The 25,351-nt window shown below is 46.4% G+C and carries 17 protein-coding genes and 1 pseudogene; 8 read left to right on the top strand and 10 right to left on the bottom strand.

Going from position 1 to position 25,351, the window contains the following annotated elements:
• The first annotated feature begins 58 nt into the window (after positions 1–58).
• Genes B9T62_RS02850 through B9T62_RS02840 form a run of 3 tightly spaced genes read left to right on the top strand, consistent with a single transcriptional unit; the run spans position 59 to position 2,911 of the window.
• Positions 59–1,378, top strand: coding sequence for a glycosyltransferase (locus B9T62_RS02850; RefSeq protein ID WP_087913876.1), 1,320 nt, complete (start codon positions 59–61; stop codon positions 1,376–1,378).
• A complete protein-coding gene (locus B9T62_RS02845; RefSeq protein WP_087913875.1) occupies positions 1,378–1,908 on the top strand; it encodes a PIG-L family deacetylase in 531 nt (176 codons plus the stop codon). Before B9T62_RS02850 ends, B9T62_RS02845 begins: the two co-directional genes overlap by 1 nt.
• A gap of 37 nt (positions 1,909–1,945) precedes the next feature.
• Positions 1,946–2,911 (top strand): glycosyltransferase, encoded by a 966-nt coding sequence (locus B9T62_RS02840; protein WP_087913874.1) that lies wholly within the window; start codon positions 1,946–1,948, stop codon positions 2,909–2,911.
• 52 nt (positions 2,912–2,963) lie between these two features.
• Here B9T62_RS02840 and B9T62_RS41650 read toward each other — a convergent pair.
• From B9T62_RS41650 to B9T62_RS02815, 6 genes and pseudogenes are all read right to left on the bottom strand, one after another.
• Positions 2,964–3,086: pseudogene (locus B9T62_RS41650) on the bottom strand (hypothetical protein); the annotation flags it as partial.
• A gap of 24 nt (positions 3,087–3,110) precedes the next feature.
• Positions 3,111–4,001 carry an ROK family protein gene (locus B9T62_RS02835; protein WP_087913873.1) on the bottom strand — a complete coding sequence of 297 codons (891 nt, stop codon included), beginning with the start codon at positions 3,999–4,001 and terminating at the stop codon, positions 3,111–3,113.
• A gap of 6 nt (positions 4,002–4,007) precedes the next feature.
• A complete protein-coding gene (locus tag B9T62_RS02830; RefSeq protein ID WP_087913872.1) occupies positions 4,008–5,504 on the bottom strand; it encodes a glycoside hydrolase family 32 protein in 1,497 nt (498 codons plus the stop codon).
• A 32-nt stretch (positions 5,505–5,536) separates the two neighbouring features.
• Positions 5,537–7,150 (bottom strand): ABC transporter substrate-binding protein, encoded by a 1,614-nt coding sequence (locus B9T62_RS02825; RefSeq protein WP_087913871.1) that lies wholly within the window; start codon positions 7,148–7,150, stop codon positions 5,537–5,539.
• Positions 7,151–7,208: 58 nt separating this feature from the next.
• Positions 7,209–8,090 carry a carbohydrate ABC transporter permease gene (locus tag B9T62_RS02820; RefSeq protein ID WP_087913870.1) on the bottom strand — a complete coding sequence of 294 codons (882 nt, stop codon included), beginning with the start codon at positions 8,088–8,090 and terminating at the stop codon, positions 7,209–7,211.
• A 17-nt stretch (positions 8,091–8,107) separates the two neighbouring features.
• The gene (locus tag B9T62_RS02815) at positions 8,108–8,992 is read right to left on the bottom strand and encodes an ABC transporter permease (protein WP_245864521.1); all 885 of its coding nucleotides are present in this window, start codon (positions 8,990–8,992) and stop codon (positions 8,108–8,110) included.
• Between the two features lie 447 nt (positions 8,993–9,439).
• Between B9T62_RS02815 and B9T62_RS02810 the strand changes: the two genes are divergently transcribed.
• A complete protein-coding gene (locus B9T62_RS02810) occupies positions 9,440–10,480 on the top strand; it encodes a LacI family DNA-binding transcriptional regulator (protein WP_087913868.1) in 1,041 nt (346 codons plus the stop codon).
• Between the two features lie 105 nt (positions 10,481–10,585).
• On the opposite strand, the gene B9T62_RS02805 is transcribed toward B9T62_RS02810, so the two are convergent.
• From B9T62_RS02805 to B9T62_RS02790, 4 genes are all read right to left on the bottom strand, one after another.
• Positions 10,586–11,872: a cellulase-like family protein gene (locus B9T62_RS02805; RefSeq protein ID WP_087913867.1), complete on the bottom strand. Its 1,287-nt coding sequence runs from the start codon at positions 11,870–11,872 to the stop codon at positions 10,586–10,588.
• Between the two features lie 299 nt (positions 11,873–12,171).
• Positions 12,172–13,566 (bottom strand): transcriptional regulator, encoded by a 1,395-nt coding sequence (locus B9T62_RS02800; protein WP_245864322.1) that lies wholly within the window; start codon positions 13,564–13,566, stop codon positions 12,172–12,174.
• A gap of 370 nt (positions 13,567–13,936) precedes the next feature.
• The gene (locus tag B9T62_RS02795; RefSeq protein ID WP_087913866.1) at positions 13,937–16,297 is read right to left on the bottom strand and encodes a beta-galactosidase; all 2,361 of its coding nucleotides are present in this window, start codon (positions 16,295–16,297) and stop codon (positions 13,937–13,939) included.
• Positions 16,298–16,313: 16 nt separating this feature from the next.
• Complete coding sequence (locus B9T62_RS02790; RefSeq protein ID WP_087913865.1) at positions 16,314–19,670, bottom strand: DUF5107 domain-containing protein; 3,357 nt, start codon at positions 19,668–19,670, stop codon at positions 16,314–16,316.
• Positions 19,671–20,055: 385 nt separating this feature from the next.
• On the opposite strand from B9T62_RS02790, the gene B9T62_RS02785 reads away from it, so the two are divergent.
• From B9T62_RS02785 to B9T62_RS02770, 4 genes are all read left to right on the top strand, one after another.
• The gene (locus tag B9T62_RS02785; protein ID WP_087913864.1) at positions 20,056–22,278 is read left to right on the top strand and encodes an AraC family transcriptional regulator; all 2,223 of its coding nucleotides are present in this window, start codon (positions 20,056–20,058) and stop codon (positions 22,276–22,278) included.
• Entirely contained in the window at positions 22,236–22,430 is a 195-nt protein-coding gene (locus B9T62_RS02780; protein WP_087913863.1) for a helix-turn-helix domain-containing protein, read from the top strand. Before B9T62_RS02785 ends, B9T62_RS02780 begins: the two co-directional genes overlap by 43 nt.
• Before the next feature lie 256 nt (positions 22,431–22,686).
• On the top strand, positions 22,687–24,315 hold the full coding sequence (locus tag B9T62_RS02775; RefSeq protein WP_087913862.1) for an extracellular solute-binding protein: 1,629 nt from the start codon (positions 22,687–22,689) through the stop codon (positions 24,313–24,315).
• Between the two features lie 72 nt (positions 24,316–24,387).
• Positions 24,388–25,347 carry an ABC transporter permease gene (locus tag B9T62_RS02770; RefSeq protein WP_087913861.1) on the top strand — a complete coding sequence of 320 codons (960 nt, stop codon included), beginning with the start codon at positions 24,388–24,390 and terminating at the stop codon, positions 25,345–25,347.
• Positions 25,348–25,351: the final 4 nt, after the last annotated feature.

Below are 25,351 nucleotides of genomic sequence, written 5' to 3'. Positions count from 1 at the left end.
CTCTCATTCAGCCCAGCGTTCCCGTGAATTTTATTCAGAATAAGGAGTTGAATCAGAATTGAAAAAAAAGGCAGAGGTTCGCAGCAAGAAACCCATAGTTAAGAGACGCATATACAGCAAACAACCTATCGTCCAATACGTCGTAAAAGCTGAACCGCCCAAGCAAGTCGTCTGGTTTAATAAAGAAGAATCGAATCGGAGCATAGAACGTCGATATTCAGCTACAGACTTGCGTATTTTAATGGTATTGGACCAATTTAATATCGGCGGAACTGAAACGCATGTTTTGACATGCGTACGGGAATTGCTTAGAAACGGTGTTCACGTCGTTGTAGCTGGAAAACGGGGAGAAATGTGTGATGCCTTCGCCGCCTTAGGCTGTCCCGTGTATGAGATTAACTTCGTCACGAACGAACATATAAGTAATGATGATGATGAGAAGAAGATCATCTCCCAATTGAAACAAATCATGAATACGGAAGGGATTACAGCCGTTCATATTCATCAAATCCCCTCCGGTTTTTTTGCTGCTAAAGCCGCAGATCAATTGTGTATCCCTCGCATTTGGACGCTCCACATGTTGCTTCCCTTTACAATCGATGAACTGGATCTGATAAAAAGCAGCGCGGCGGTTGTCTGCGTGAGTCCTTCCATAGTGAAACAGTTGCCTGTTAAAGGGCTGCCTGTCCAATTGATTCCTAATGGAATTGATACCGTACAGTTCAATTACCGCTCACTGATTCAGAGCGACTTACGTGAAGAACTGGGAATTCCAAAGGTCGCGCCTGTTATTATGTACGCCGGTAGATTATCTTGGGAAAAAGCAGATATTTGCAGAGATGTCATAGAAGCAAGCAGACGGTTAAAAGCCGAACACTACCCTAATCTAAACATCCTCGTGACTGGCGAAGGGCGGCATAGTGAGAATATTAAATCGCTAGTTGACGTGATTCATAAAGAGACAAAAAGTAAATTCATTCATTTGCTGGGAAACACTCTCAATATGTCTTCCTATTATTCTATCTGCGATATCTTTGTTGGCACTGGGAGAACTGCCGTTGAGGCTCTAGCTTGCTGTCGTCCCGTGGTCGCTGTTGGTGTGAAAGGTTTTGTCGGACTGGTTCACCCTGGAAATTACCGATCAGCATGGGAGACATGGTTCGGTGACCATCAAGCCGACGAAATGTGGACAGTAGAGAAGTTACAAGCAGATATAAAGCGAGCGCTGGATATGCCGGTTCAAGAAAAAATGGAAACAGGCTGGGTGAACCGAAATCTGGTGAAGGAACAATTTAACTTTACCCGTACTACAGACATGTTGATGAACGTATATGCAAATATTCTAAAAGACCGTTATGCCCCATATGAGGTGGAGTAATGTCATCCCATTCGGTAGCAGATAAGCTGATGGTAGTCGCTCATCCTGACGATGAAAGCATATTTGGAGGCGGAGCATTAATCGAGGAGCCAGGCTGGAAAGTCATTTGCTTGACTAACGAAAGCGATGAGACTCGTTCCCGGGAATTCCAAGCAGCGATGGAGTTCGTTGACGCAAGGTTCGAAATATGGGACTTCCCAGACCAATATGATGGGGATTTTGATGAACAACAAGTGAAAGACACTTTAATAAAGCTACTGGATAACAGCCATTTCCATAAAGTTGTCACTCATAATCTGCACGGAGAATACGGACATAATCAGCACAAGTCGTTATCTCGTATTTTGCACAGCATGGATTTAGATCATTTATATGTATTCGATAAAGCGGATGCTCCCCTTCCATTTCATATATTGCAAAAGAAACTCAAATTATTGCAGCACTATAAAAGCCAAATGTATGTCATTGAAGAACTAATGCCCTTCATAGTGAATGAGCGGCTAATTCCGGTTGAACCATGGGAATCTTAGGCTCCCCTACACGATTATCAAACAGAGGTGATTTACAGTGATCATTGTTCAGGTCGCTCCAGACATCATTCCTCTTCCAGGCAGCGGAGGTCTTGAAAGGATCGTATACAATTTATCAGATGCGCTTGTGGATATGGGACATGAGGTCTATATATATGCTCTCGCAGGGAGCCGAAGCAGTGCTATCGTCATTCCGTATGGACATCGGTATGAGACTAGCAGCATCAAGGATTTCGTTCTGGATACTCTACCAGACAATACCGATATCATACACGACCATACACATGATCTCCTGTTTGGAAAGGAAGACCTGCACATTCCAACAGTCTCAACGATTCACACGGAATGGTCGCTTGATGTCCCGGTAAAGCATCCAGTATATGTGAGTCGTACGAAGCTTATTCAGTCTCCTAACCGGTATAAGGGATATTATGTACACAATGGAATCGACCTGAACGAATATAAATATAGTACGAACAAAAAAGATTATGTGTTGTTTCTAGGTCGGATAGATTGGGAAAAAGGCGTGCATTCTGCGATTGAAGTGGCTGAAATGACAGGTGTAAGAACGATAATAGCGGGTCCGGCCTGGGACGAAGAATTATTTAAGCAGATCCTTCCACGAATTAATAACAGTTCTAACATTGAATATGTCAGTGAAGTTCATGGAAAAGCAAAACAAGATTTACTGAGTCATGCCAAATGGCTCATGTTTCCAACAGCTTGTGAAGAGCAATTCGGATTGGTGATGATCGAAGCGATGGCGTGTGGAACACCTGTCGCCGCATTCCCAAGAGGGGCTGTCCCAGAAGTACTGTCCGGATTTCCACAATTCTTGTGTGAAAGTGTTGAGGCCATGGCGGCGAAGATTATTGGCGATGCATCAGTCCATCCTGAACAACTTCGTCATTATGTCTCTAGTCGGTTTACAAAAGAGAAAATGGCGGAGCGTTACTTGAAAATCTACGAGAAGGTTATAGCCAAGAATCGATTTCGCGGATAAACATTATCCTCATATAGTAGGCAGAAAGGGCGGCAGATGCCTTTCCATTCGGGGTGGATTCTCCCTTCCAGTGTGTAGTCGGGAAAGCGAACGGATAATCCCAGTTCGACATCCATACCAACATCACTCTGCGCCCATCTGTCATATCCGAGAAAGACATCGATGCATAATACTCCTACCCAACATCATATTGATTTTTTTATACAGTAGAAGCCTGATTATTCCGTGCTTCAAGTCCCAAGGCCAGAGCACCGCATAATCCCGCCTGCTGGCCAAGACCCGGTGGAACTATATACTCATCCATGTGATCCAGAATGGTACTTGAACTGACATACCCGTTCAGATTCCGGAGCACCGCCTGCCGGATCAGCGGGAACAGCTGCTGCTGCTGCATAACGCCGCCGCCCAGAATAATTTTGTGAGGAGACAGAAGCAAAATGGCACTGGTAATGGACTCAGCAAAATAGAAAGCTTCCATTTCCCATGCGATATGGTTCGCCGGCAACTCGTGGCCCGGCTTCCCCCATCTTGATTCAATGGCAGGACCTGCCGCCATTCCTTCGAGGCAGTCCCCATGGTAAGGGCACACACCTGCGAATTCATCTTCAGGATGGCGTCTAGTCCGCACATGTCCACCCTCAGGATGTACAAGACCATGTATGATTTTGCCTTCGGAATACACGCCGACGCCGACACCCGTGCCTACGGTATAGTACAAACAACTGGACAATCCTTGTGCAGCACCCCATTTGGCCTCACCATATGCTGCTGCATTGACATCGGTATCCCAGCCCAACGGGACCGGAAAGACTCGCTGTAAAGTCCCCAGCATATCGTAATTCCCCCACCCCGGCTTAGGAGTTGTCGTAACGTAACCGTAAGTCGGACTGTCCGGACGGATATCGATAGGACCAAACGATCCAATTCCAATGGCTTCCACCTGTTTGTCTTGAAAATATTGAATGACTTTGGGCAGGGTTACATCCGGATGTTCGGTTGGAAAGCTGATCCGATCCAGAATTCTCCCGCTTTCATCCCCGGTCCCACATACGAATTTTGTCCCACCTGCTTCAATTGCTCCTATACGCATAGTAAGTCAACCCTCCGAATACTGGTTATCGCCATTTGCAGCAGGTAACGATAAATTGTAGACATCCAGTGAAATGAACAGGATCTCTTCATTGTCTGCAAATACAGCAAGACCAGCAGATTCAGGCTTCGGGAAAATAAGATCCGTAATTACCGCCTGGCCTCTATTGCCAAATACCTCAACCGAAGTACGGTCCACATAAATACGAAGATCATCGATCTCACCCGGAGCTTCCAGTTCCACTGAATGACGTCCAGCGAACCATTCGTGGAAATCATGCTGTCCTGAAGCCTGCCGGTCTACATACAGCTCTTGCGTCTTCGCATCAATTCCGATAACAGTTTGTTCCCCCGCCCCAGTTCTAACTTTGAAGCCCGCAGACATGCCGCGAGTGAGCTTGGCTACTATCTCGTAAGATTGAAGCTGAAGATTGGCCAAGGAAGCATTGATTTCTTGTACAGAAACATCTTTAAGTGAAAGAACAGGGAGACGAGCAGCTTCCAGCTCTTGTGCCGGCTTCTGCACAAGCAGGATTCGCCCTTCTCTGGATTCAAGGTACAGCTCTCTTGGAAGGGTCATCGCACCACGGAACTCTTCTGCCGGTGTCTGGCTGGCATACATCCAGTTGCTCATCCAGCCGAGAAAAAGACGTCTTCCATCTTCTTCAGGAACATCTGACCAGCTTACACCCGCGTAATTGTCCCTGCCGTAATCAAGCCAGCGGATATTTCGGGATTCTTCATCCGGTGTAAATACTTTTCCATCGAAATCACCTGTGAAATACTGCGTCCTTGATCCTTCCACACAAGCGGGATCTGCTCCTATACTCACAAGCATCACCCATTGTGTGTTCGACTTGTCTCCATCAACGGCTAGCGGGAACAAATCCGGGCACTCCCACACACCGTCATGAGACCCGATGCCCTCACCGAATTCACTGGCATGTGTCCAGTGGATCAGATCAGGGGAATGATACAGGCCTACCGTTTGACCACAAGCTACGATCATTACCCATTCGTTAGTCTCCTGATTCCAGAACACCTTGGGATCACGGAAATCGATAAATGCATCATGTTCAAGCACCGGATTGCCTGCGTATTTGGTCCACGTTCTGCCGTTGTCTTTGCTGTAGGCGAGACTTTGACGCTGAACGGCCGGTTTCCCTTCCGGCATGTCAAGGTGATGCGTAAAGATGGCTACCAGTCCTGGCTTATCCTCAAAAAATCCTGTCGTATTCTTCCAGTCCACAACAGCACTTCCCGAGAAAATCATGCCGAGCTCATCCGGAGCCAGCGCGACATCCAGCTCTTCCCAGGTGACAAGGTCCTTGCTGACAGCATGGCCCCAGTGCATGGCCCCCATGGTCATTCCACCCGGATGATGCTGGAAAAACAAATGATATTCTCCTTCGAAATACACCATCCCGTTTGGATCGTTCATCCACTTGGCTTGAGGCGAAAAATGATAGGCCCCTCGGTAATTTTGTTTTGTAATTGCTGACATGATGTTCTCTCCCTTACTCCACCGTTTATTGTTTATTTTTGTGTTGCTCTGTCATAACCACCCTGTTTAATCACTAACCATTCTTGCAAGCCAAGACGGTCCATTTCTTTCAGATATTCATCCCACTGCGCATCCACTTTGCCGTTCTGGTACCATTCAGTACGCATTCTGAGGACGTAAGCAAATAAGTCTGTTTCAATCGTCGTCAGGCGGTCCAGCTCTTCAATCGAATTAAACACGCTTGGCATTACATTCTCTGCTTTCATCTTCGGTGCCATGATGTTCTTGATAATATCCATTCTGCCTTTGGCATCATCCGGCATGGTCGTATATTTGCCATAGTAGGAATCGAGAATGGCCAGCGGCCCAGCGATGCTTGTTTTCTCGCGAAGTTCAACGGGAGCGGCACCTTCGAGCGGCAGATGCTTCAGCATACCTTTGGCTTCATCTAATTCGAAGATGTTCTGCTGTGTATCGTCCCCGTAAGTTCCCCAGTTGTTCTGTACAGATTGGATCGGATCATACAGCTGATCCACCCATTTCGCAGTTGTTTCCAGGTTTTTATTAGAGCTCGTAACGACCATTTTACCGCGGCCAAGGCCAAGCCCATTGGTTCTCGTTACGTTAACTTCACCATCCGGGCCAGCGAGTGGAGGCATCACATCATAGGTATCGCTTGCTCCAGAGATGTTCGCTTTATCCCAGGAGAAGTATAGTCCGTATCGTTGCTCCTTCCCCTTAGCCAGGTACGTACTCCAGTCCTGCGTGTAAGCCTCAATATCAATAAGTCCTTCTTTATACAGCTCATGGATAAATGAAACAGCATCCTTATAGCCTTCTTCCGCCGCTGTAAATATCACTTTGCCATCATCGCTCACGACCGCATGGTCAGGATTCTCCCCCAGTCCGAAGGAAGCAAAGAGGAAGGCAATATCTTCGGCTCCCGGCTTGTTAATAAAGGACAGCGGAATTTCGTCTGCCTCGCCATTGCCATTCGGATCCTGCGTTTTGAACGCGATCAACACTTTTTTAAGCTCTTCCGTCGTTGTCGGCATATCAAGCCCCAGCTTCTTCAGCCATTCCACGTTAATCCAAGGCATGCTGTCTACAGCCTGGATTCTTTCTTTTCCGTTGCCAAGCTCTTCAATCCATGGGAATGAATAAATATTTCCATCCGGCGCTGTAATCATGCTTTTGTATTCAGGAGCTTCTTCCAGCACCTTTTTAAAGTTGGGCATATTCTTCTCGATCAGGTCGTTCAGCGGAATGATGGTACCGTCTTTAGCGAGTTTGAGCAGCTCGTAGTCGCCATAGTCCGCATTAAAAATAGCATCGGGAAGATCACCGCTGGCCACTGCCAGGTTTCTTTTTTCCACAAATACATCTTTGGTGAAGTTTTTCCAGTTAATATGAACATTTGTTTTTTCTTCGAGACGTTTATTGATCAGCTTTTCATTCGGATCGGACGGTGCCAGCGGGGAGCTCTGCGTAATAAAGTTCAGGGTTACTTTGCCGTTTGGGTCCTGTTCTTTACTAGCCGCACTTCCTCCCCCACCACCGCTGCATGCACTAAGGAACAGGAGAGAAGCAAGTACAGACGCAGAAGCTGTTTTTGTTAGAACTTTGGACTTTGTCAGTTTTTTCATAGAAAATGACCTCCTAAATAGGATGAGTGTAAATCTGTATATACGTGCAGTCCATTCCCTATTTCAGGGAACCGAGCATGACACCTTTTTCAAAGTACTTCTGGAAGAAAGGATACATCATGATGAGCGGCAAACTGGAGACAACAATTGCAGCATATTTGATGATTTCGGACAATCGTTTCATTTCCGCCATGGCCAGCTGATCACTGATCATGCCTGGATCTACCTGGTTCTGAATCAGGATGGAGCGCAGAACGAGCTGCAGCGGATGAAGGTTTGGATTATCCAGATAAATCATGGCATCAAAGTAGGAATTCCACTGGCCAACAAAGGCATAAAGGGCAAGTACGAAGATAATGGGTTTCGAGAGCGGCAATACAATGCCGAGGAAAATCCTCATCTCCGATGCCCCATCCACATTGGCTGCCTCCCTCAATTCATTGGGCACTCCCTTGAAAAAGGTTCTGGATAAGATAATGTTCCATACGTTGACTGCTCCAGGAATGATCACGGCCCAGACCGTGTCAAGCAGGCCCAGATTTTTGACCAGCAGGTAAGTTGGAACAAGTCCCCCTCCAAAAAACATAGTGATAATGAACAATGTCATAAAAATTCCTTTTCCCTTCAGCCTGTCATCCGACAGGGCATAACCTGCGCAGATAGAGACCAGAACGGTAAGTATGGCAAATGCCACGGAGTAAAAAACAGCGTTTCCAAAACCGCGAATCATAGCTGGATTGGTAAGGATCATTTTGTAGCCTTCTAATGACCAGTCCGAAATCTTGAATGATAATCCATGGCTGAGCAGTACGGACGGATCCATGAAGGAGGCAATCACCACATAAATAAGCGGAAGAACCACCACCATTACGGCGAGAGTCAAGAAGGCGGCATTCAGCGCAAGAATAAAGCGATCCAGCCTGGAATGTTTAATGAACATGAATGGTTACTCCTTTCTTAGTAAAGACCATCGCCCTCATTCAGTTTCTTCACAATGAAGTTAACCGTAAGGAGCAAAACAACGTTGATGAGAGAGTTGAACAAACCCACCGCGGCAGAGTATGCGTAGTCGCCTGACTGCAAGCCTATTTTGTAAACATAAGTCGGAATGATCTCGGAAGTCGGCAGGTTGGTTGCCGTTTGCATGAGATAAGCCTTTTCAAATCCAATCGACATAATGCCGCCTGCTGCTAGAATAAACACTATGGCCATAATCGGACGAATGGTTGGAAGATCAATATGCCGTATTCTTTGCAGAAGATTGGCACCATCCAGATTGGCTGCATTATGTAACTCAGGGTCAACGTTGGCAAGAGCCGCCACATAGATAATTGAGGCCCAGCCTGCACTCGTCCAGATATCCGAAAGAATGTAGATCCAGCGGAAATACTCCGGACGGGACATGAATGTAACAGGTTCACCTGTAGCCCAGGTAAGGATCTGGTTGATTGGCCCTGTCGGGGACAAGAAAATAAACAACATCCCCACCACAACGACAACGGATATGAAGTTAGGCGCATACAGAAACAGTTGTATATTCTTCTTGACTGCAGACCTGCGGACCTGATTCAGCATCAAAGCCAGCAGGATGGGAACGGGAAAGCTCAGAATCAACCCGAAAAAACTTAATTTAAGCGTATTCATAAATATAACTTCAAAATTGGGGGAAGAAAGGAATTTCTCGAAATTATAAAAACCTACCCATTCGCTCCCCATGATTCCTTTGATTGGGCTGAAATCTTTAAAGGCGATGATTGCGCCATACATAGGACCGTATTTGAAAATAAGGGTCAGGATCAACGCCGGCGCGAGCATTAAATAAAGAAAATAATGTTTCTTCATAAAATTTAAAAAGGAGCCTGAAGATCTGGGCACTGTATTTCTGGCATCCGCTTCTATTGAGTTTTGCAATGCCTTTGCCTCCATTCTTTTACAAGTTAAATTTGTGATACCGCCTACTGCCTTTACAATTTATCAAAGTCTTAACCACGCGTCAATACATTATGTAAAATTAATTTTGTTCATTTGACAATCGAATTACACCAAAAACTCTACATCCTTTATAAAATAACAAAATATTAGTCTGAATAAGTAGAAAAATGCAATTTTCATCTTAACATTTTCACATTGAGTAGTAATAAACATATTGATTATGCACACACAATTAATAAATAATGTAAACTAATTTGTGCATTTGTAAATTTTATATTGCTATTTTTGGAAAACTATTATACATTTAAGGAAGTTAGACAATGAGAAGAACATGATATAGAGGTGATTGTACAATACATGGCTAGAGATAGAGTAACCATACAAGACATCGCTGATGCTTTAGGAATCTCCAGAAACACGGCCTCCAAAGCCTTGAACGGAACAAAAGGCATTCCCGATGAAACCAGAAATAAAGTCATTAAAAAAGCCATAGAGATGAAATACAAGCAATTTTCCTTTATGGAGGACGATAGCAAGATGTCCAAGAGTTCCATAAACATCGCTTTATTAACAGAGAACTTGCCAAACACTTCCCATTTTGGATCGACCTTGATCAGCGGTTTGGAAAAACGCATCAGCGCCGAAGGATATAATTTATCCATTCACATCATCCGGGACATCGATCAGCAATCCCTATCCCTTCCCAATAATTTTGATGTGTCCAATGTGGACGGAATCATCTGTATTGAGCTATTCAATCTGGAATACAGCAAGCTGATTACGAGCCTTGATATCCCAACCATCTTCATCGATTGTTCTGCGCATGTCTGTTACCCTGAATTTCAAGCGGATGTGCTGTTGATGGAGAACGAACACAGTACCTATCTGCTTACTAAGAAGTTAATTGATGGCGGTTACACAACACTGGGGTTTGTCGGGGACTTTAATCATTGCCGGAGCTTTAATGAAAGATGGGTGGGGTTCAATCGCGCTTTAACGGAGTCCGGCATACAGCTGAATCTTTCACAGTGTGTTCTGGATGAGGATCAGTACTTTTTCTCCAGCCCAAGTTGGGCGGATGAAAGGCTTAAGGATATACCTAAGCTTCCATCGGCTTTGGTCTGTGCCAACGATTACATCGCCGTCAACTTTATGAAAGCACTGAAGAATCAGAACCATTCCATTCCCGGGGATATTGTTGTCTGCGGTTTTGATAACGGTCCAGAATCAAAGATCATCGAACCTCATCTGACCACCGTTCATATCTATAGTAACGAAATGGGTGTCACCGCCGCCGAAATGCTGCTGTCACGGATCAGCCGCCCCGAACAGCCTCATCAGGTCTGTCATATCTATACCAAACCCATATTTAGGGACTCTACACCGAACATCCTATAGCCCCAAGCCATAGGCACTGTAATAAAGAAACAACCGGTCTGCCGAGCAGGTTCGCTGCTCCGGCAGACCGGTTGTTTGTATGGAGGAAGCTGCGGCTGATCCCGGCTACTCTGAATCCAGAATAAACCGGTTCCATTTAACCTGCCAAGCAATATCATTCCAAAACGGATGATGCGGGGCGCAGTTGGAGCATAAGGTCATCCCCCAAAATCCTAGCGACATCCCTTTTCGCAGCGCATATTCCGCGATAAATTTGCCGACCGGTCCTTCCTCGAATCCGGCAAGCAGCGGCGTGTAGCCGACATAGCCCTCACCGATGACGATCGGAATTCCCGCATGACGTACCCAATCATGAATTTCCTCGAACCGGAAATCTGTCTTTTGCAGCATAGCTAGTTTATGGGCGCCGTAACGGTCATATAGATATAAGTCCCATTTGTCTGGATCAGCCCAATCATGCAAGTAAATGAGCTTCATCCCGACCGGATTCCCCTCCATCCTCCACTCCTGTCCTTCCGGCAATGTCCATTGATCAAATGGAGGGGCATCCTCTCTCAATAAAGACTGAACAAAGGGGTTAGGGAACGACGTTTCCTCATCATTTAGCCCTGCAGCATCCATAAGTTCATTCAATACGCCTTTTATATAGAGATGATAATGCGCAACCTGCATGTTGCGGGCGACATAAGCCTTCGGGTAAGCTTCATTAAGCGTATAGCTGGCCGTCATCAGGATATCGGGATGCTGCTCACGAAGAAACTCGATCGCTTCCTCGATATAAGGCTGCATCGCTTCAACAAGCTTTGGCGTATCCGTTTCTTTGATTCCCCGTTCAACGCCCACAGCGGTAAGCTGCCCGAATTCTACCTCATTGTGAAGCTCGGTATAGACAATTTGATTGGCGTAACCTTCCTTCTTAAGGAAGCGGATCAGCTGATCCATGGATCTGGCAATGGCCATGAAACGTTCCGCCGGAGAGATTGCGGCAAGCTCGTCCCTTAATTCTGAATGTGCCAGGAAGCTCGGACTTTGCTGATATTCCCAAGAAGACAGCATGATATAGCAGCCATGTGCCTTAGCCTGTCTGAACAGCTCGAGCAAATGGGCATGACCGTCAAGCTCCGCTCCACCGCGGCAATTGTACCAGCGTGTACGTTGACCGACCTCCCCGAGATTGCCGAACTTCAATCGGCCGGAACGTTTTCCTCTCTCCGTAAACAACATATATGGCATCGCACAAATGCGAATCGTATTATAGCCCCGATCTACCGCCTCTTTGAATCGCGCCGCCAAATCGTTGTATGGCTCGCCTGGCAAAGTCATCGTATACCAGGAGAAATCCCACATCGTAATTGTTAATTTCCGGGGTAAACTCTTCATCAGCTCATTCATTTGGTTATCTCTCCTATAACTAGATTATAGACCACTCCACGGCCCATTATCATCACTCCCCTGTACTTGTCTATACTTTACCTCGGCCAAAGGCATCCGCCAATTGACAAAACGCTTAATTTAATGGACTATATTCTTATTCATCCTGGACTTACACCCGATCTAAGTTTGCAACCAGGGTATGAAAAAAAGGCGCTCCCGAGAATCGGGAACACCCCTCTAATTTAATTATGGATTAAGTCCCCCACCCATGCCCCATTAAAACAAATGTCATTGGTGTAGAAACCACAATCACAACACTACAGAGAACCCAGAAGAACAACGCTTTTTTCCGCATTGAGTCGATTCACCTCATTCGATAGTTTTTTAAATTTCTTCTTGGCATCCAGATCAGCACGATCCCTATATTGCTCAAAAAGAGTCATACAAGTAATGATAATCTTACTACTATTCATTGTAATCGATAATTCTAAACCTTCCAAAATATATTTCATTGCATAATCTTCATTCTGGTTCAGGTGATACACTGCAAGATCGCTTAGAAATTGAGCGTATCCCTCTTTCAATATCTCTGGTTTATATTCGCCATACTCCGTTTGGTCCGCTTGATAAGGTATGTATGCTGAGAAACGCTCCAGGATGCTGTCGATATTACATCCATATCTATTTGCTGCTTGGACCATATGACGTACAGCAACGAAAATCTCATCTTCTTGGGATGCAATGTAATTAGCGTATTCGTCCAGCACTTCCACATCTCCGGACATTAAGCGATAAAGATAAGTATTTGCAATGGCCCATTCAGAAAATTGTCCGATAATACGTCTGGCTTCCTCGCCTGTCTCCTGGACCCAGCTTTCTCCATTGGAATACAGCGCTACAAAATCCAATGCGCGCTTGTAATCCCCACATTCTTCACTAGCCGTAGAACGTGCGAGGTAAGCATAGAGAATGTAATAATACAAAGGGCGCTCCGTCCGTCTCTGTCCTTCATCGGTATGCTCAGAAAGACATTGCAAATCATACTGAATCGTTGCGACCCGATGCATTTCCTTAGCTAGTTCGTCGACCTTCGCCCATTTATGAACCATACCGAAAACATGCATTAACTGCTTTAGAGCATCGAGTTGGTCAGCTTCATTAAGACGATTCACGTATAATTCAAATAGGTTTGCAGCACGTACATTCTCTTCCATATCTTCACTTAGCCCAATCCGAAATAATCGGTACTTACAAACTGCCAGCCGTTCGGAATGCTGATACTTCTCGGCTTCGCTCACATGGACATAGATCAAAGCTGCAGCCTGCTGCTGACTGCTTGCAAACAATTCTTCGGCAATGTCAAAAAGAGCGGCAGAATAGGAGAGATCATCCAGCAGTCTACGGACAATCTGTTCGATACAATCCACGCGCCCCAAAGCCGCACAGTGATATATAAATGGACGAATTCTCCGCATAGAAACTGAAAATGCGAAACATTCTGCCACGTAAGCATCAAAAAAGAAGTCCTCTGCTAACCCCATACCAGCTGTAATAGCACCCAACTGTCGAAAAGAAATGGGTTTGCTTCCCTGTAAGATACGGCTAAGAGTGCCCGAATTTAGTCCTGATTGCTCCAGAAATTGAGAGTGATTCATGTTGTTGATTCTCATATATCTTATTAATGACTCACGAATTAAATACTCCGGTTCCAAAACTAGCGCCACCTCCAAAAAACCAAAAATTAGGACTTATTTATAGATAATAGTAGACGCAAATGAAACAGTAGTCAACTACGTTAAGGTGTTCTAGTTTCACGTAAAAAGAGATATAGATGCATTATCGGTTACTACTTAGGACCCTGCGAGGATATAGAAGGTTTACTTGCGAAGGTTAGGGGATCGCACTAGCGTAAACCAAACCCTCCCCCACCCGAACTTCAGGTAACCTACGTCCTAACGGACCGCATAGCCTCTATATCGGAAAAACAGGCCTTAACTAGTGGGGTTCGGCTTGAATAGGGGCATCCTATTACATAACACAAACAGGAGTCACCGTTATCGGTGACTCCCACATTGCACAGCTCTAGTTAGGTCTAATCACAATCTCGTATACCGGGACTGCGCGAATAGAAGCAATATCTGCAATCAGTTCTGTAGCCGTCTCGTTCCACCCTGCCATCGTGGTGTTACTGTTAACGACAGTACCTTTGCGGATCGGCGACACATAGAGGTACATTCCCTTCTCAAGCAATTGCTCCTCAAATCGCTTCAATCCAATTTCCCATGTGGTGGTGTTGCAGAAATTATCATGAATGAGATCTCCGTCAATGAAGGCATAACCGATATCTCCGGAATAATCAATTTGCAGCAAGGCTTCCTTCACACCGTCCAATGATCCGGATTCGAATTCCAGAACAGCCCGTTCGTTCTTGACCTTCGTGGATTTACATATGATCTCTTTCTTAGGTACAAGCAATTTGTATGTCTTGAATAAACCGTCTTCCGACGTTTCCGCCAGCTTCCCGCCCGATACTGAACCTAAGGAGTCCTCAAAATCAGGGAACACCCGTAGAGTGACCTCTTCTTGATCCGTTGACTCCAGCTTGATCTCATTCCCTGATACCAGCAAATTGGCGTTCGTGAATAAGACACGCTGCTTGCCGCGGATATCCGCCTTCCAGAACTCGAGGCTTTGTTCGCTTGTCATGGTATAGATCACGACTTTCTTTCCCTCTGCAGAAACGAGACGCGCTATGCTGGAATTCTGCTCGTCTACTTCAATGATCGTCATATGGTTAAGGTGCTTGGTATGTCCATAATCGACTTCAATGCTTGTCACATCGTCAGTTTGTAACGCGTACGTCCCCTTCATTCCTTCCGGCGTAAAGAAGAAGTAATACCTTACATCCTCTACGTCCAGCTTCGTGATGAGCTGCGCGGTTGCATATTTCAGCGTAATTCCGGCCAGATCGAAATTATACGGCAAAATAGCGAAGCTCTCACTGCCAAGCGTCAACTCCCCTTGACCCGGAATGGTGATGGTCTCACCGGGAAGCTCGATGCTGACGTTCATGTCCTGCAAATCGTGATTATCCACATGATCCTGGAAATTGTTCAGGAACAGGAAGCCGGCTCCTTCATGTGAACGGACTGCATACCGCAAGGTATCCACCTCGTACGGATCATTCTCCGAGGTATCGCCCGGCAATATCGTCTTGGTCAGAGCAAAGGAATTCTGGAACTCCGTAAACAAATAATGCTGCAGCTTCGTCCGCTTATAAGATTCCCGCACTTGCCCAAATTCCCCGATCATCGCGTTAAAATCATAAGAAATTTTTGGCGTCGCCAGATCGTTCGTGAACAGATTAACCTTGCCTTTCGGGTTGCTTCCCCCATGGTACATATAGTATCCAAGAATATTGCAGCCCTCAGCCGTCTTCATGACAGACATGGCGGGAACGCTATTATAAGGAAATTCAAACCGGTATTTATAGAACTGAACCATCCCGCCGCCCATTTCACAGCAAGCGTAAGGATAATCTTCGGGGCTATAGAACGGCTCGAAATTATAGCTCTTGGGGATGGCATTATTATGTTTATCCCGGAAAATATATTCTGGTGTTGCAGGATGTTCCTTTACGCCTTCGAAGCGGTCGGTTTCATAGTAAATCCATGGCCAATAGGCATAGCCGCCCCATAACGGGAGCATATCCGGTACTGGCGTCGTAGCCCCTCCCCACCCTGTACATGTATAGATGGGCGTATCTATTCCTGCCTCCAGCGCCATGTCCTTCAGCTGCAGCATATGCGCGTTGCCGTCACTGCCGCCACTCAGCCACATATTGTTAACGCCGACTGTCAGGCCCCACTGTGCCGAGGAATGGTTATGCTCATTCTCGATTTGGGTGCCGATGACCGGACCTCCATCTTTGTACAATAATCCTTGCACCTGTAAGCTGATTTCTGCATAAAGCCTCCGTACGTACACCATATAACCTTCATCATTGGAGCGAACCTCGAACGGACGGCCGAACAGCCACTCCGGCATGCCGCCGTTGCGAATTTCCCCATGGCAAAAGGGGCCAATGCGGATCATGACATACAGACCATGCTGATCACACAGCTGAATGAATGTGCGTAAATCTTTATTTCCTTTCCATTCAAACACGCCTTCGACTTCCTCATGCAGGTTCCAAAAAATATAGGTAGTGACAATGTTGACGCCACCCATTTTCATTTTAATAATTTCATCTTCCCAGTAGCGTTCATCATAACGGGAAAAATGGAATTCTCCGCAAATGCCGAAAAAAGGATCGCCGTTTTTTTCCATATAATAGTTCGTAAAACTAATCCGTTCACCGGAAGGGTTCACACCACCCAGCTTCATATGACCCGAAAAGATATTCTTTTTATCCTCACTTACAACGATTCGATAGTTCTTCATACAGGCCTCCCCCTCCTTAATTCATTTCCCAATTTGTTGAGTAGATCATACCTAGATGAATTCGCGCGCCTGTATGGTTAGCTTCCTTAAGAAGAGCTTGCCCAAACTGTTCTTTCGCCCGTTCCAGTTGAAGCAATCCGAGGTGCCCCAGCCCCATCATATACCGGCAGTGAACTTCATTCCTTACGTTCAAATCGTCCTCGAACACCAGGAAGTCTGGCAGGGAAACAGCGAAATAGTCGAATTTCACTTCGTCGAAAAGATGCTTCTCGGCGTAATCGATCAACTTGTTGAAGCGGCGTTTGGCTTCCTTCTCATTACCCAGCGCAAGCCAAGCCATCCCTTGATAATAAATCATATCTGGCGGCTGGTCGTTGTAATACATCGCGCTGGCGGGCTCCTCCAATCCCTTTGAAGCAATGCTGAAGCATTCCTGAGCCAGTTCAGTTTCTTTTAAGCCTTTATGAGCCAGTCCGAGATAGTAATAGACATTGTTCTCTTGTGCGCCCGACAGCTTGCCTTCACCCAGATTATCCGGATAAATAAGTGCTTGCCGCAATAATTGTACTGCCTCTTCATTACGGTTATCAGTCAAAGCCTGCTTGGCTAGCTCAACATGGGCAACAACATGCTGCCCTGTGACTTTACCCTCGCCGCCTTCCCAAGGGTGGAAATTCCGTGCTTGCAGCGCATGAACTGCCTTCTCATGAAAGCCCTGCGCATTCAAAAGAGTGATGTATTCCACGTAGAGATCATCGCGTTTGTTCACTAAAACCTGATGTTCCTCCAGCTTGGCACAGCGGGTCTCCGCCGTGTAACCAAGCTTCTTATACAATTGATCCAGCTCATACAACACGCGTGCGTCATCCGGCCTGCAGGCAAAAGCCTTCTCCATAGAGATAAGCGCCGATGCTGTGTCCCCTTTTTTGTTGAAATAGGCGAGTGACAGATTCCGGTGGACCGTCGCGAAATCTCCCCGGATGGAACGTGAAGCTTCCCAATGGGTGATCGCAGCTTCGTGTCTTCTTTTATCGTATAACCAATTTCCCAGATAGTAATGGGCTTTATCATCCTCAGCATCAGCTGAAATGACACTTGTCAGTACTTGCAGATCGAATAAACTGTTCGGGAAACAGTAATCCGGTGCTGACACGTTTCCAGCCTTTCTGTGCACCTGGGCAAGTTCGAAATGCCCAGCTTTCTCATGCAGGTAGCCAAGCGTATAATGAAGCATCGGGTACGCATTGGAATCATGACCTGCTACGATCCGCTCAATCACTTCAATGGCTTCCTCAAACAAGCCGCAATTGTCATAATCAGAAACCAGATTCAAATAATTATGAGCATCTCCACGCATCAGCCGCAGAAGATCAGCCTTCACTTCGCCGGCCTTCGCTTGCTCACCTTGGCTAGAAACCGTCAGGTAACGTTCATTGGCTGAACCAAAATCAGCGATATCAAGGGCAAGTGTCTCCTCCGAGAAGAGCAGTGCTGCCTCCAGCTGCCCCAGCTTGCGAAGAAGAGCAGCTTTCAGGTGACGTGCTTTGTAATTACGGGAATTGTGTATGAGGGAACGCTCAACCAGTACCAGCGCTTCTCCGAAATCCCCCTTCTCACAGGCAATTTGCGCCAGTGTGAAGAATCCGGCATCTTGCCAGGCCGCAGACCAAGTCGATTTGTAGAGTGCTGCAAAGGCTTCTTCCAAACGTCCTTGTCCTTTAAGCGCAACCCCTAATTGATAAAGAGCTTCACCATCGTATGGATTCGGATTTCGCCAAGTAAGTGACTTTACCGCGATCCGGAAGTGACCTTCTGCCTCGGCATATAGCCCGCGGCGCAACAGGAGTGTGCCATATGCCACGTTGATGCGAATGTCGCTTGGGTCGCGTTTTAATCCCTCCTGATAATAGTGTTCCGGTTCGAACGTTGCATGGCGATATTGCTCCAAGTGCAGCCCGGCCAGATAGAGCTGCTCATTCGTCTTCAGCTCTTCAGGAGCAGGCAGCGGCTTAGCGGCATCCGGTACTTGCTGGATAGATGGTTTCGCAGGCTGATAGGCAATGAGCAGGTTGCCATTGGCATCCTGGACGGTCAGCTTTAAGTCGTGTGCATGATCATCCTCATCAAGCGTAATGACAGATTTGAAGGTCTCTGTCGGCGACAGCTCGACGATTTCCTGTAAATAGGTACGACGGCTTCCCGTCAATTCAACGACAGCGCCCGTAAACAGGGAAGTTGCGTAAGCCAGCACGATAACTTCACGCGATTGCTCGTCAACTTCCAGATTGACGGCAGCATCGATAGATGCATTTTTTACGACACCGATATTTTTGTAAGGCATGAAATATTGTTTGAACGACTTCTCTTCATACGGCTGCAGCCATGTAAAATCCGGTTGGTTGTCTGTGTAGACGCCTGTCATTAGCTCAATATAAGGCCCATCTTCATCCGTCAAATTGCGATCCCATGCCTGGCCGAATTCGCCGTTCCCCCATGTCCACTGCTTTTTACCCGGCGAAACATGATGGTTCGCTACGTGCAGCAGGCCTGCCTGAACGCCATGATCATATCCGCCGACAAAGTTATAGTCCGATTTATAGGCCATATACGAAGTAGGGACAGGAATATTTCTGTAACGCGAAATATCAACGCCCGCAGAGTAATCCATTTTGTAATAGGTTCCTGTAGCGATGGGAAAGCGGGAGACGTCACGTTTACCATGGTCGAAGACAGCCGTTACATCCGGCGGAAAGACGGATTGCGTATGATCGTTAACGGCAACTGCAGGGTTAGCCCACCACAGGAAGGTTTGTGGTTCAGGTGTCCGATTATAGAGCTGAGCGGAAATTTCCAGATAAGCTTTGCCAGGGTATAAGGTGAATCCGGCCGTTACTTTGGTTCCATACATACGGTCGATCTCGCTAACCCAGACGGTAGCGCTTCCATTTTCATTATCCGTCAGCTTGTACTCAACCGGACCATACGTATTCGGACGATGATGCTGTGGCCAGTTGAACTCAATCCCTCCTGAAATCCAGGGGCCTGCCAAGCCCACCAGTGCTGGTTTGATAACACGATTGTAATATACGAAATCGTAGTCATTCGTTTTGTCCAGCGCACGGTAAATACGTCCGCCAAGTTCAGGCATAATCTCAATGCGGACATATTCGTTCTCCAAGATAACCATCTGATACGGCTGGAGTTTCTTCTCATCTTCAATTTTATCGATCACCGGATGTGGATATACTTTACCGGAGCTTCCTTGATACACACGCTTCTCCAAGAACATCGGGTTTCGATCCGGCTCCCCGACCCCATAAGTGGGAATCGAGACCTCTTCTTCCCATATGCGAACTGCCTCACTCAACATCATCACTCCCCTGTCTTTGTCTATACTTTACCTCGGCGAAAGGCATCCGCCAATTGACAAAACGCTTAATTTAATGGACTATATTCTTATTCAGAGGAGACCTCGCAAATGGAATTTACTGAAATTAAGGCTCCCCTTTCTAATCCAAATGGATGCAAGCACATTCTTTAATGAACTAAGAACGTAGCATTTGAATACTATGTTCACACAAGGGCTGATAGTCACACATCAGCCCTTGTATTACTTTCTAGCCAAATAAGTCATCATTAATCTTCCAAGCGTATACAGCCGTCTAGATATTTCGCCTCGGTAATGTCAATTGTATTAAGTCAACTGTCCATGTACAATATACAATGTTGAGCATTGAAGTCTGGACGGGAGGATACGGATGGAGCAAAAAAGAAAAAAATGGTTCAATAGCCGAAGTGTGCTGCTGACTTGGTCCTTATCGTATATGGCTGTGCTGCTGCTTCCGGTTATCCTGAGTTCAATCGTTTATTTTCAGTCCAGCAAGATGCTCGTTGACGAAATTCATCTGGCCAACAATTCCTTGCTCAAGCAACTAAGAGAGCTTATGGATAAGCAAGTTGAAGCGGTCCATCGGTTAAATTTCGAACTGAATTGGAATACAAAGTTTCGGGAACTGGTCGATCAGCACAAGTATGCTGTCTTTCCGGAGGATTACATGTATGATCTGCATGATGCTACTAAGGACATGACCCTATATCAATCCGCTTATTCCGAAACAGACTTGTTCTACATCTATCTGGCTTCACGGGATACCATACTGCTTCCGGGTGTTTACCGAAACACGAGATTCGCCTACGCTGAACATCATAAGTCTGAAATCTTAGATTATGAGCAATGGATGGATACCCTGCAAAGGAACAAATTCAAGGGGTTCGTGCCTATGAAACGTACGACCGAGAACGGGACTTCCGTGGAAGCGATTGCATATATAAGCACCTACGATTATGAGGAGGGCGAGCCCTCCGGCGCTAATGTTATTATGATCGACAAAAGCAAAATACTATCGGCTCTTATGAATATCGAAGCCTTCAGCAAGGGACAGGTTCTCATTGCAGACTCCGAAAACAATGTGTTGGTCTCCAGCTCGAATACAGAGCTTCCAGTCCAGTTACCGTTCGATAAGCTGTCCAACAGCAGCGGCATGTTCATCTGGGAGTCGGAAGGTCAGCGGTATGAAGTGTTCTCCATACATTCAGCAGTATCCAATCTCAGATATATCTCCATGATTCCTAGTGAAGTCTATTGGAAAAAAGCTGAACTGGTCCGCAAACTGACTGTGATGAGCATCTTGGCAAGCCTGCTTGGAGGCGGAGGATTGACTTTCATCTTCCTGCGTAAAAACTATAATCCGATTCAGCGAATTGTACGCGCTTTCAACAATAAAACATCTGTCCGGGAGAAGGGAGCGAATGAGTTTCTTTTTATCCAGCAGGCTGTGGACAGCACTTTAAATGAGATGGACCATATGATGCTGGAAATGAAGAGGCAGCATTATACTCTACGCTCCAATTACGTCATGAGGTTGCTTAAGGGAAAGCAAGACCCTGAGCTTCCTTTGGCAGAAGCCTTGACAGCTTTTGATATACAGCTGCTCTCTGAGAATTTCGCTATTCTTCTGTTTTACCTGGAGGATATCGATATCTTCCTCGAACGGGTTCAAGGCAAAACGTCAGGTGAGAAGCTGCAGCTCTTGCATTTTATTGTGACGAATGTTGTGGAGGAGCTTGTCAATGTCAGACACCGGGGCTATATGGTCGACACGGACGATGCGATGCCCTGCCTGGTCAGCTTATCCGAGATCTCTGCAGAGGAGCAAATCAATGATTTGCTTCAGGTGGCCCGTTCTGCCCAAGAGTTTCTTGCGAATAAGTACAGTATCTATATTACTGTTTCCATCAGCCGTGTTCATCGTGGATTGGATCAGATTCATCAAGCGTATCAAGAGGCCATGGATGCCATGGAATACAAGCTGGTTATGGGAAAACAAGAAATCCTGCCTTATGAAGACATGGAGAGAAACAATATTCGGACTGAAACGGATTCCGGTTATTATTATCCCCTCCAGAGCGAGCAACAGTTAATTAATTATGTCAAAGTGGGCGATTTCTTATCGGCAGAAACTGCCTTAAACGATATCCTGCAGATGAACTTCTCGAAGCACCCTGTAAAGGTACCGTTAGCCCGTTGTCTTATGCTGGACCTGGTCGGGACCCTGATCAAAAGCATCGGCGAATTAGGAACGGCACAGGAGAACATTCTGCTTCAGAATCCCAAACGCATCGACAGGCTCTCTTCTTCGGAGACGTTGACAGAAATGCAGGATCAGCTCAAGGACATGCTTAAAGAAGCCTGTGAATATGCCCAGGCCAAGCGGCTGCACAATGTTCAGGAAAACCGCCAGCGGGCGTTAAATGAACTAATAAACGAGGTGTCGGCCTTCATCGATAAGAATTACACTGATCCGGGCTTGAACGTTTCTCTGCTTGGACAACATTTTGATATGAAGCCCACTTATCTGTCCAGACTGTTCAAGGAACAATCGGGGAAGGGCTTCTGGATACGATCAACAAGAAACGGATAGACGGGTCCAAGCAACTGATGACGGAGAAGCGGCTTGCGGTCAATGAGGCGGCTGAGAAGTCTGGCTTTAACGATGTCGGCACTTTTATTCGTACTTTCAAGAAAATTGAAGGAATTACCCCTGGTAAATACAAAGAGATCATCGATGATTAACAGCACTCCCTGCTCGCCACCTTACGTGGCGGACAGGTTTTTTTATGCCGATTTGCAGGAAGAGATTCGGATTCTAACCTAATTGCTTATCGTATTGTCTAATTTGCCGATACCCCGGACGCCACTTTCAATTCTATTGGATATACTGCGCATGTACAGTGGCAATGGGCAAACCTTATAGTTATGGCATGAACCTCAGCAGTATAGCCGGTTCTTACAAATCTAAATGGAGTACACTACAAGGAGGTTAACAAGAATGAGGAGAACAAGCAGAAAAATAGTGTTTTCGCTTATAGCATTTCTATTAGCAGGAAGCACGCTTGCAGGATGTTCGGGGAACAATGGTGAAGACGAAGCCACTTCTTCCACGGAAACGGCTTCGGAGTCTGGGGCGGTATATCCAATGGAGACGGACACCACACTCACTTATTGGGGAGCACTGCCTAACAATCTGACCGGGGTGAAGTCGCAGCATGCAGAGGTTCCTATTTATCAAGAATGGCAAAAGCAAACAGGCATTAAAGTGAACTTCACCGCCCCTCCAGCCAACCAGGTCGACGAATCCTTTAACGTTATGCTGGCATCAGGGGAACTGCCTGATATGCTGGAGTATAACTTCTTCAACTTCCCGGGCGGTCCGGAAAAGGCGATCAAAGACGGTTATATTATGGAACTGAATGACTTGATTGACAAATACGCGCCGAATTATAAGAAGTATCTGCAGGAGCATCCCGAGATTGAGAAAATGGTTAAAACCGACAACGGAAGCTACTATTCCTTCCCTTTTATTCGCGGAGATGAATCCCTGCTCACCTTCCAGGGTCCGGTGATCCGGAAGGATTGGCTGGATGAGCTGGGTCTGCCCGTGCCCGAAACCATTGAAGAATGGACGACTACGTTGAAAGCGTTTAAGGAGAAAAAAGGGGCTGCTGCACCCATCTCCTTCGTCGCCAAGCCGCGTGTATTCAATGAATTAGGCAACGGTGGGTTTGTCGGTGCTTTTGGCGTTACACGCGACTTCTATCTGGAGGATGGAAAGGTCAAGTTCGGTCCGGCAGAGCCGGGTTATAAGCAATTTCTGGGCCTGTTCCAGCAGTGGTACGCCGACGGGCTGCTGGATAAGGACGTGTCCACGGTAGACTCCAAGGTGATGGATGCCAACATTACGTCAGGGGAGACAGGAGCTACCTGGGCCAATTCAGGCGGGGGTATCGGCAAATGGCAGCCTATCCTTAAGGAGCAGGATGCCAAGGCCTCAATCATCGCGGCACCTTATCCGGTTCTCGAGAAAGGCACCACGCCAAAATTCGGGCAAAGGGATTATTCCTTCTCCACAGGCGGAATGGTAGCCCTATCGGCTACGTCCAAGAATGCGGAGCTTGCGGTCAAAATGCTCGATTATGGCTACAGCGAGCAAGGACATATGCTCTTTAATTTCGGGACCGAAGGTGTCAGCTACACCATGAAAGACGGCTATCCGAAATTTACTGATCTTTTAATGAGCAATCCCGACAAACTGGCCCCTTCTCAAGCCATGTCACTTTATATCCGGGGTAATACCATGGGTCCCTTTGTTTCTGATAAGCGGGTTTCAGAACAATACTTGAACATGCCGGAGCAGCAGGCGGCGGTAGCCTTATGGCAAAAGACAGATATGGCCAAATACCAGATTCCGCTGGTTACTCCGACTCCCGAAGAAAGTGCGGAATTCGCCAATATTATGGCGGATGTAAACACGCTCGTAGACGAAATGACGTTAAAGATCATTCTGGGTACTGAGCCGCTGGATGCGTATGAGGAGTACCTTGAAAAGCTGAATTCCGTCAAGCTCTCCCGTGCCATAGAAATTAAACAGGCAGCGTTGGAGCGTTATTTAAAGCGCTAAATCACAAGACCGTACCGGGAGCAGACTAAACAGCCCTATCCCGATCTGCTCCCTAAGGAGGAATAGAACAACATGTCTAAATTGGCGCCTTTGAGTGGATATGAAACCGCTGCCAACACTAATAGCTTCAGGCATCGTTTTATCCGGGATTTCAAACTGAACCGGCTGCTGTATTTTATGATGATCCCTGTCATGCTCTACTATGTTATTTTTCATTATGCGCCGATGTATGGAGCGATTATCGCCTTTAAGGATTTTTCACCCATGAAAGGCATTATAGGCAGTGACTGGGTAGGGCTTCAGCATTTCCAGGACTTCTTCTCCAGCTACTATTTCTGGCGTATTCTGAAGAATACGGTTGTCATCAGTGTGTATTCCATTTTGTTTATGTTTCCGGCTCCGATCATTCTGGCTTTGCTTATTAATGAAGTTAGAAATCAGACCTTCAAGCGCGTAGTACAGACGTTTTCGTATATGCCCTACTTCATTTCACTGGTCGTTATTTGCGGCATGATCACCGATTTCACCAACAGCAACGGAATCATTAATTCGCTGTTCTCGTGGTTGGGCTATGACGGAACCGCTATGCTGCAGAAGCCCGGTCTGTTTCGGCCGATCTATATCCTGTCCGAAATCTGGCAGAAAATCGGCTGGGAATCGATTATTTACATTGCCGCCTTGGCGGGCATCGACCAAGAACAATACGAAGCTGCGCGTATTGACGGCGCCAGCCGTCTGAAGCAGATGCTGCACATTACGCTGCCGGGTATTCTGCCTACGATCACTATTATGTTCATCCTCCGGATGGGCAATATGCTGAACGTCGGATTTGAAAAAATCATTCTGCTGTACAGTCCTGTGACCTATGAAACGGCTGACGTGATTTCTTCCTTTGTATACAGAAAGGGCCTACTGGAATTCGGCTGGAGCTACAGTTCAGCTGTCGGTTTGTTTAACTCGGTTATTAATCTCATTCTATTGATCTCGGCCAATTATATCAGCCGTAGAGTCAATAAAACCAGCTTATGGTAGGAGG

The organism is Paenibacillus donghaensis (assembly GCF_002192415.1).
In the GTDB taxonomy this organism is placed as follows: domain Bacteria; phylum Bacillota; class Bacilli; order Paenibacillales; family Paenibacillaceae; genus Paenibacillus_AQ; species Paenibacillus_AQ donghaensis.
The sequence above is the reverse complement of the archived record's forward strand: the minus strand, read 5'-3'. Positions and strand labels throughout refer to the sequence as shown.

Bases quoted from the DNA above. Each gene is read 5' to 3' on its own strand.
- B9T62_RS02845 (WP_087913875.1), top strand. From the start codon at position 1,378: ATGTCATCCCATTCGGTAGCAGATAAGCTGATGGTAGTCGCTCATCCT.
- B9T62_RS02835 (WP_087913873.1), bottom strand. From the start codon at position 4,001: ATGCGTATAGGAGCAATTGAAGCAGGTGGGACAAAATTCGTATGTGGG.
- B9T62_RS02830 (WP_087913872.1), bottom strand. From the start codon at position 5,504: ATGTCAGCAATTACAAAACAAAATTACCGAGGGGCCTATCATTTTTCG.
- B9T62_RS02825 (WP_087913871.1), bottom strand. From the start codon at position 7,150: ATGAAAAAACTGACAAAGTCCAAAGTTCTAACAAAAACAGCTTCTGCG.
- B9T62_RS02820 (WP_087913870.1), bottom strand. From the start codon at position 8,090: ATGTTCATTAAACATTCCAGGCTGGATCGCTTTATTCTTGCGCTGAAT.
- B9T62_RS02815 (WP_245864521.1), bottom strand. From the start codon at position 8,992: ATGAAGAAACATTATTTTCTTTATTTAATGCTCGCGCCGGCGTTGATC.
- B9T62_RS02810 (WP_087913868.1), top strand. From the start codon at position 9,440: ATGGCTAGAGATAGAGTAACCATACAAGACATCGCTGATGCTTTAGGA.
- B9T62_RS02805 (WP_087913867.1), bottom strand. From the start codon at position 11,872: ATGAATGAGCTGATGAAGAGTTTACCCCGGAAATTAACAATTACGATG.
- B9T62_RS02795 (WP_087913866.1), bottom strand. From the start codon at position 16,297: ATGAAGAACTATCGAATCGTTGTAAGTGAGGATAAAAAGAATATCTTT.
- B9T62_RS02790 (WP_087913865.1), bottom strand. From the start codon at position 19,670: ATGATGTTGAGTGAGGCAGTTCGCATATGGGAAGAAGAGGTCTCGATT.
- B9T62_RS02785 (WP_087913864.1), top strand. From the start codon at position 20,056: ATGGAGCAAAAAAGAAAAAAATGGTTCAATAGCCGAAGTGTGCTGCTG.
- B9T62_RS02775 (WP_087913862.1), top strand. From the start codon at position 22,687: ATGAGGAGAACAAGCAGAAAAATAGTGTTTTCGCTTATAGCATTTCTA.
- B9T62_RS02770 (WP_087913861.1), top strand. From the start codon at position 24,388: ATGTCTAAATTGGCGCCTTTGAGTGGATATGAAACCGCTGCCAACACT.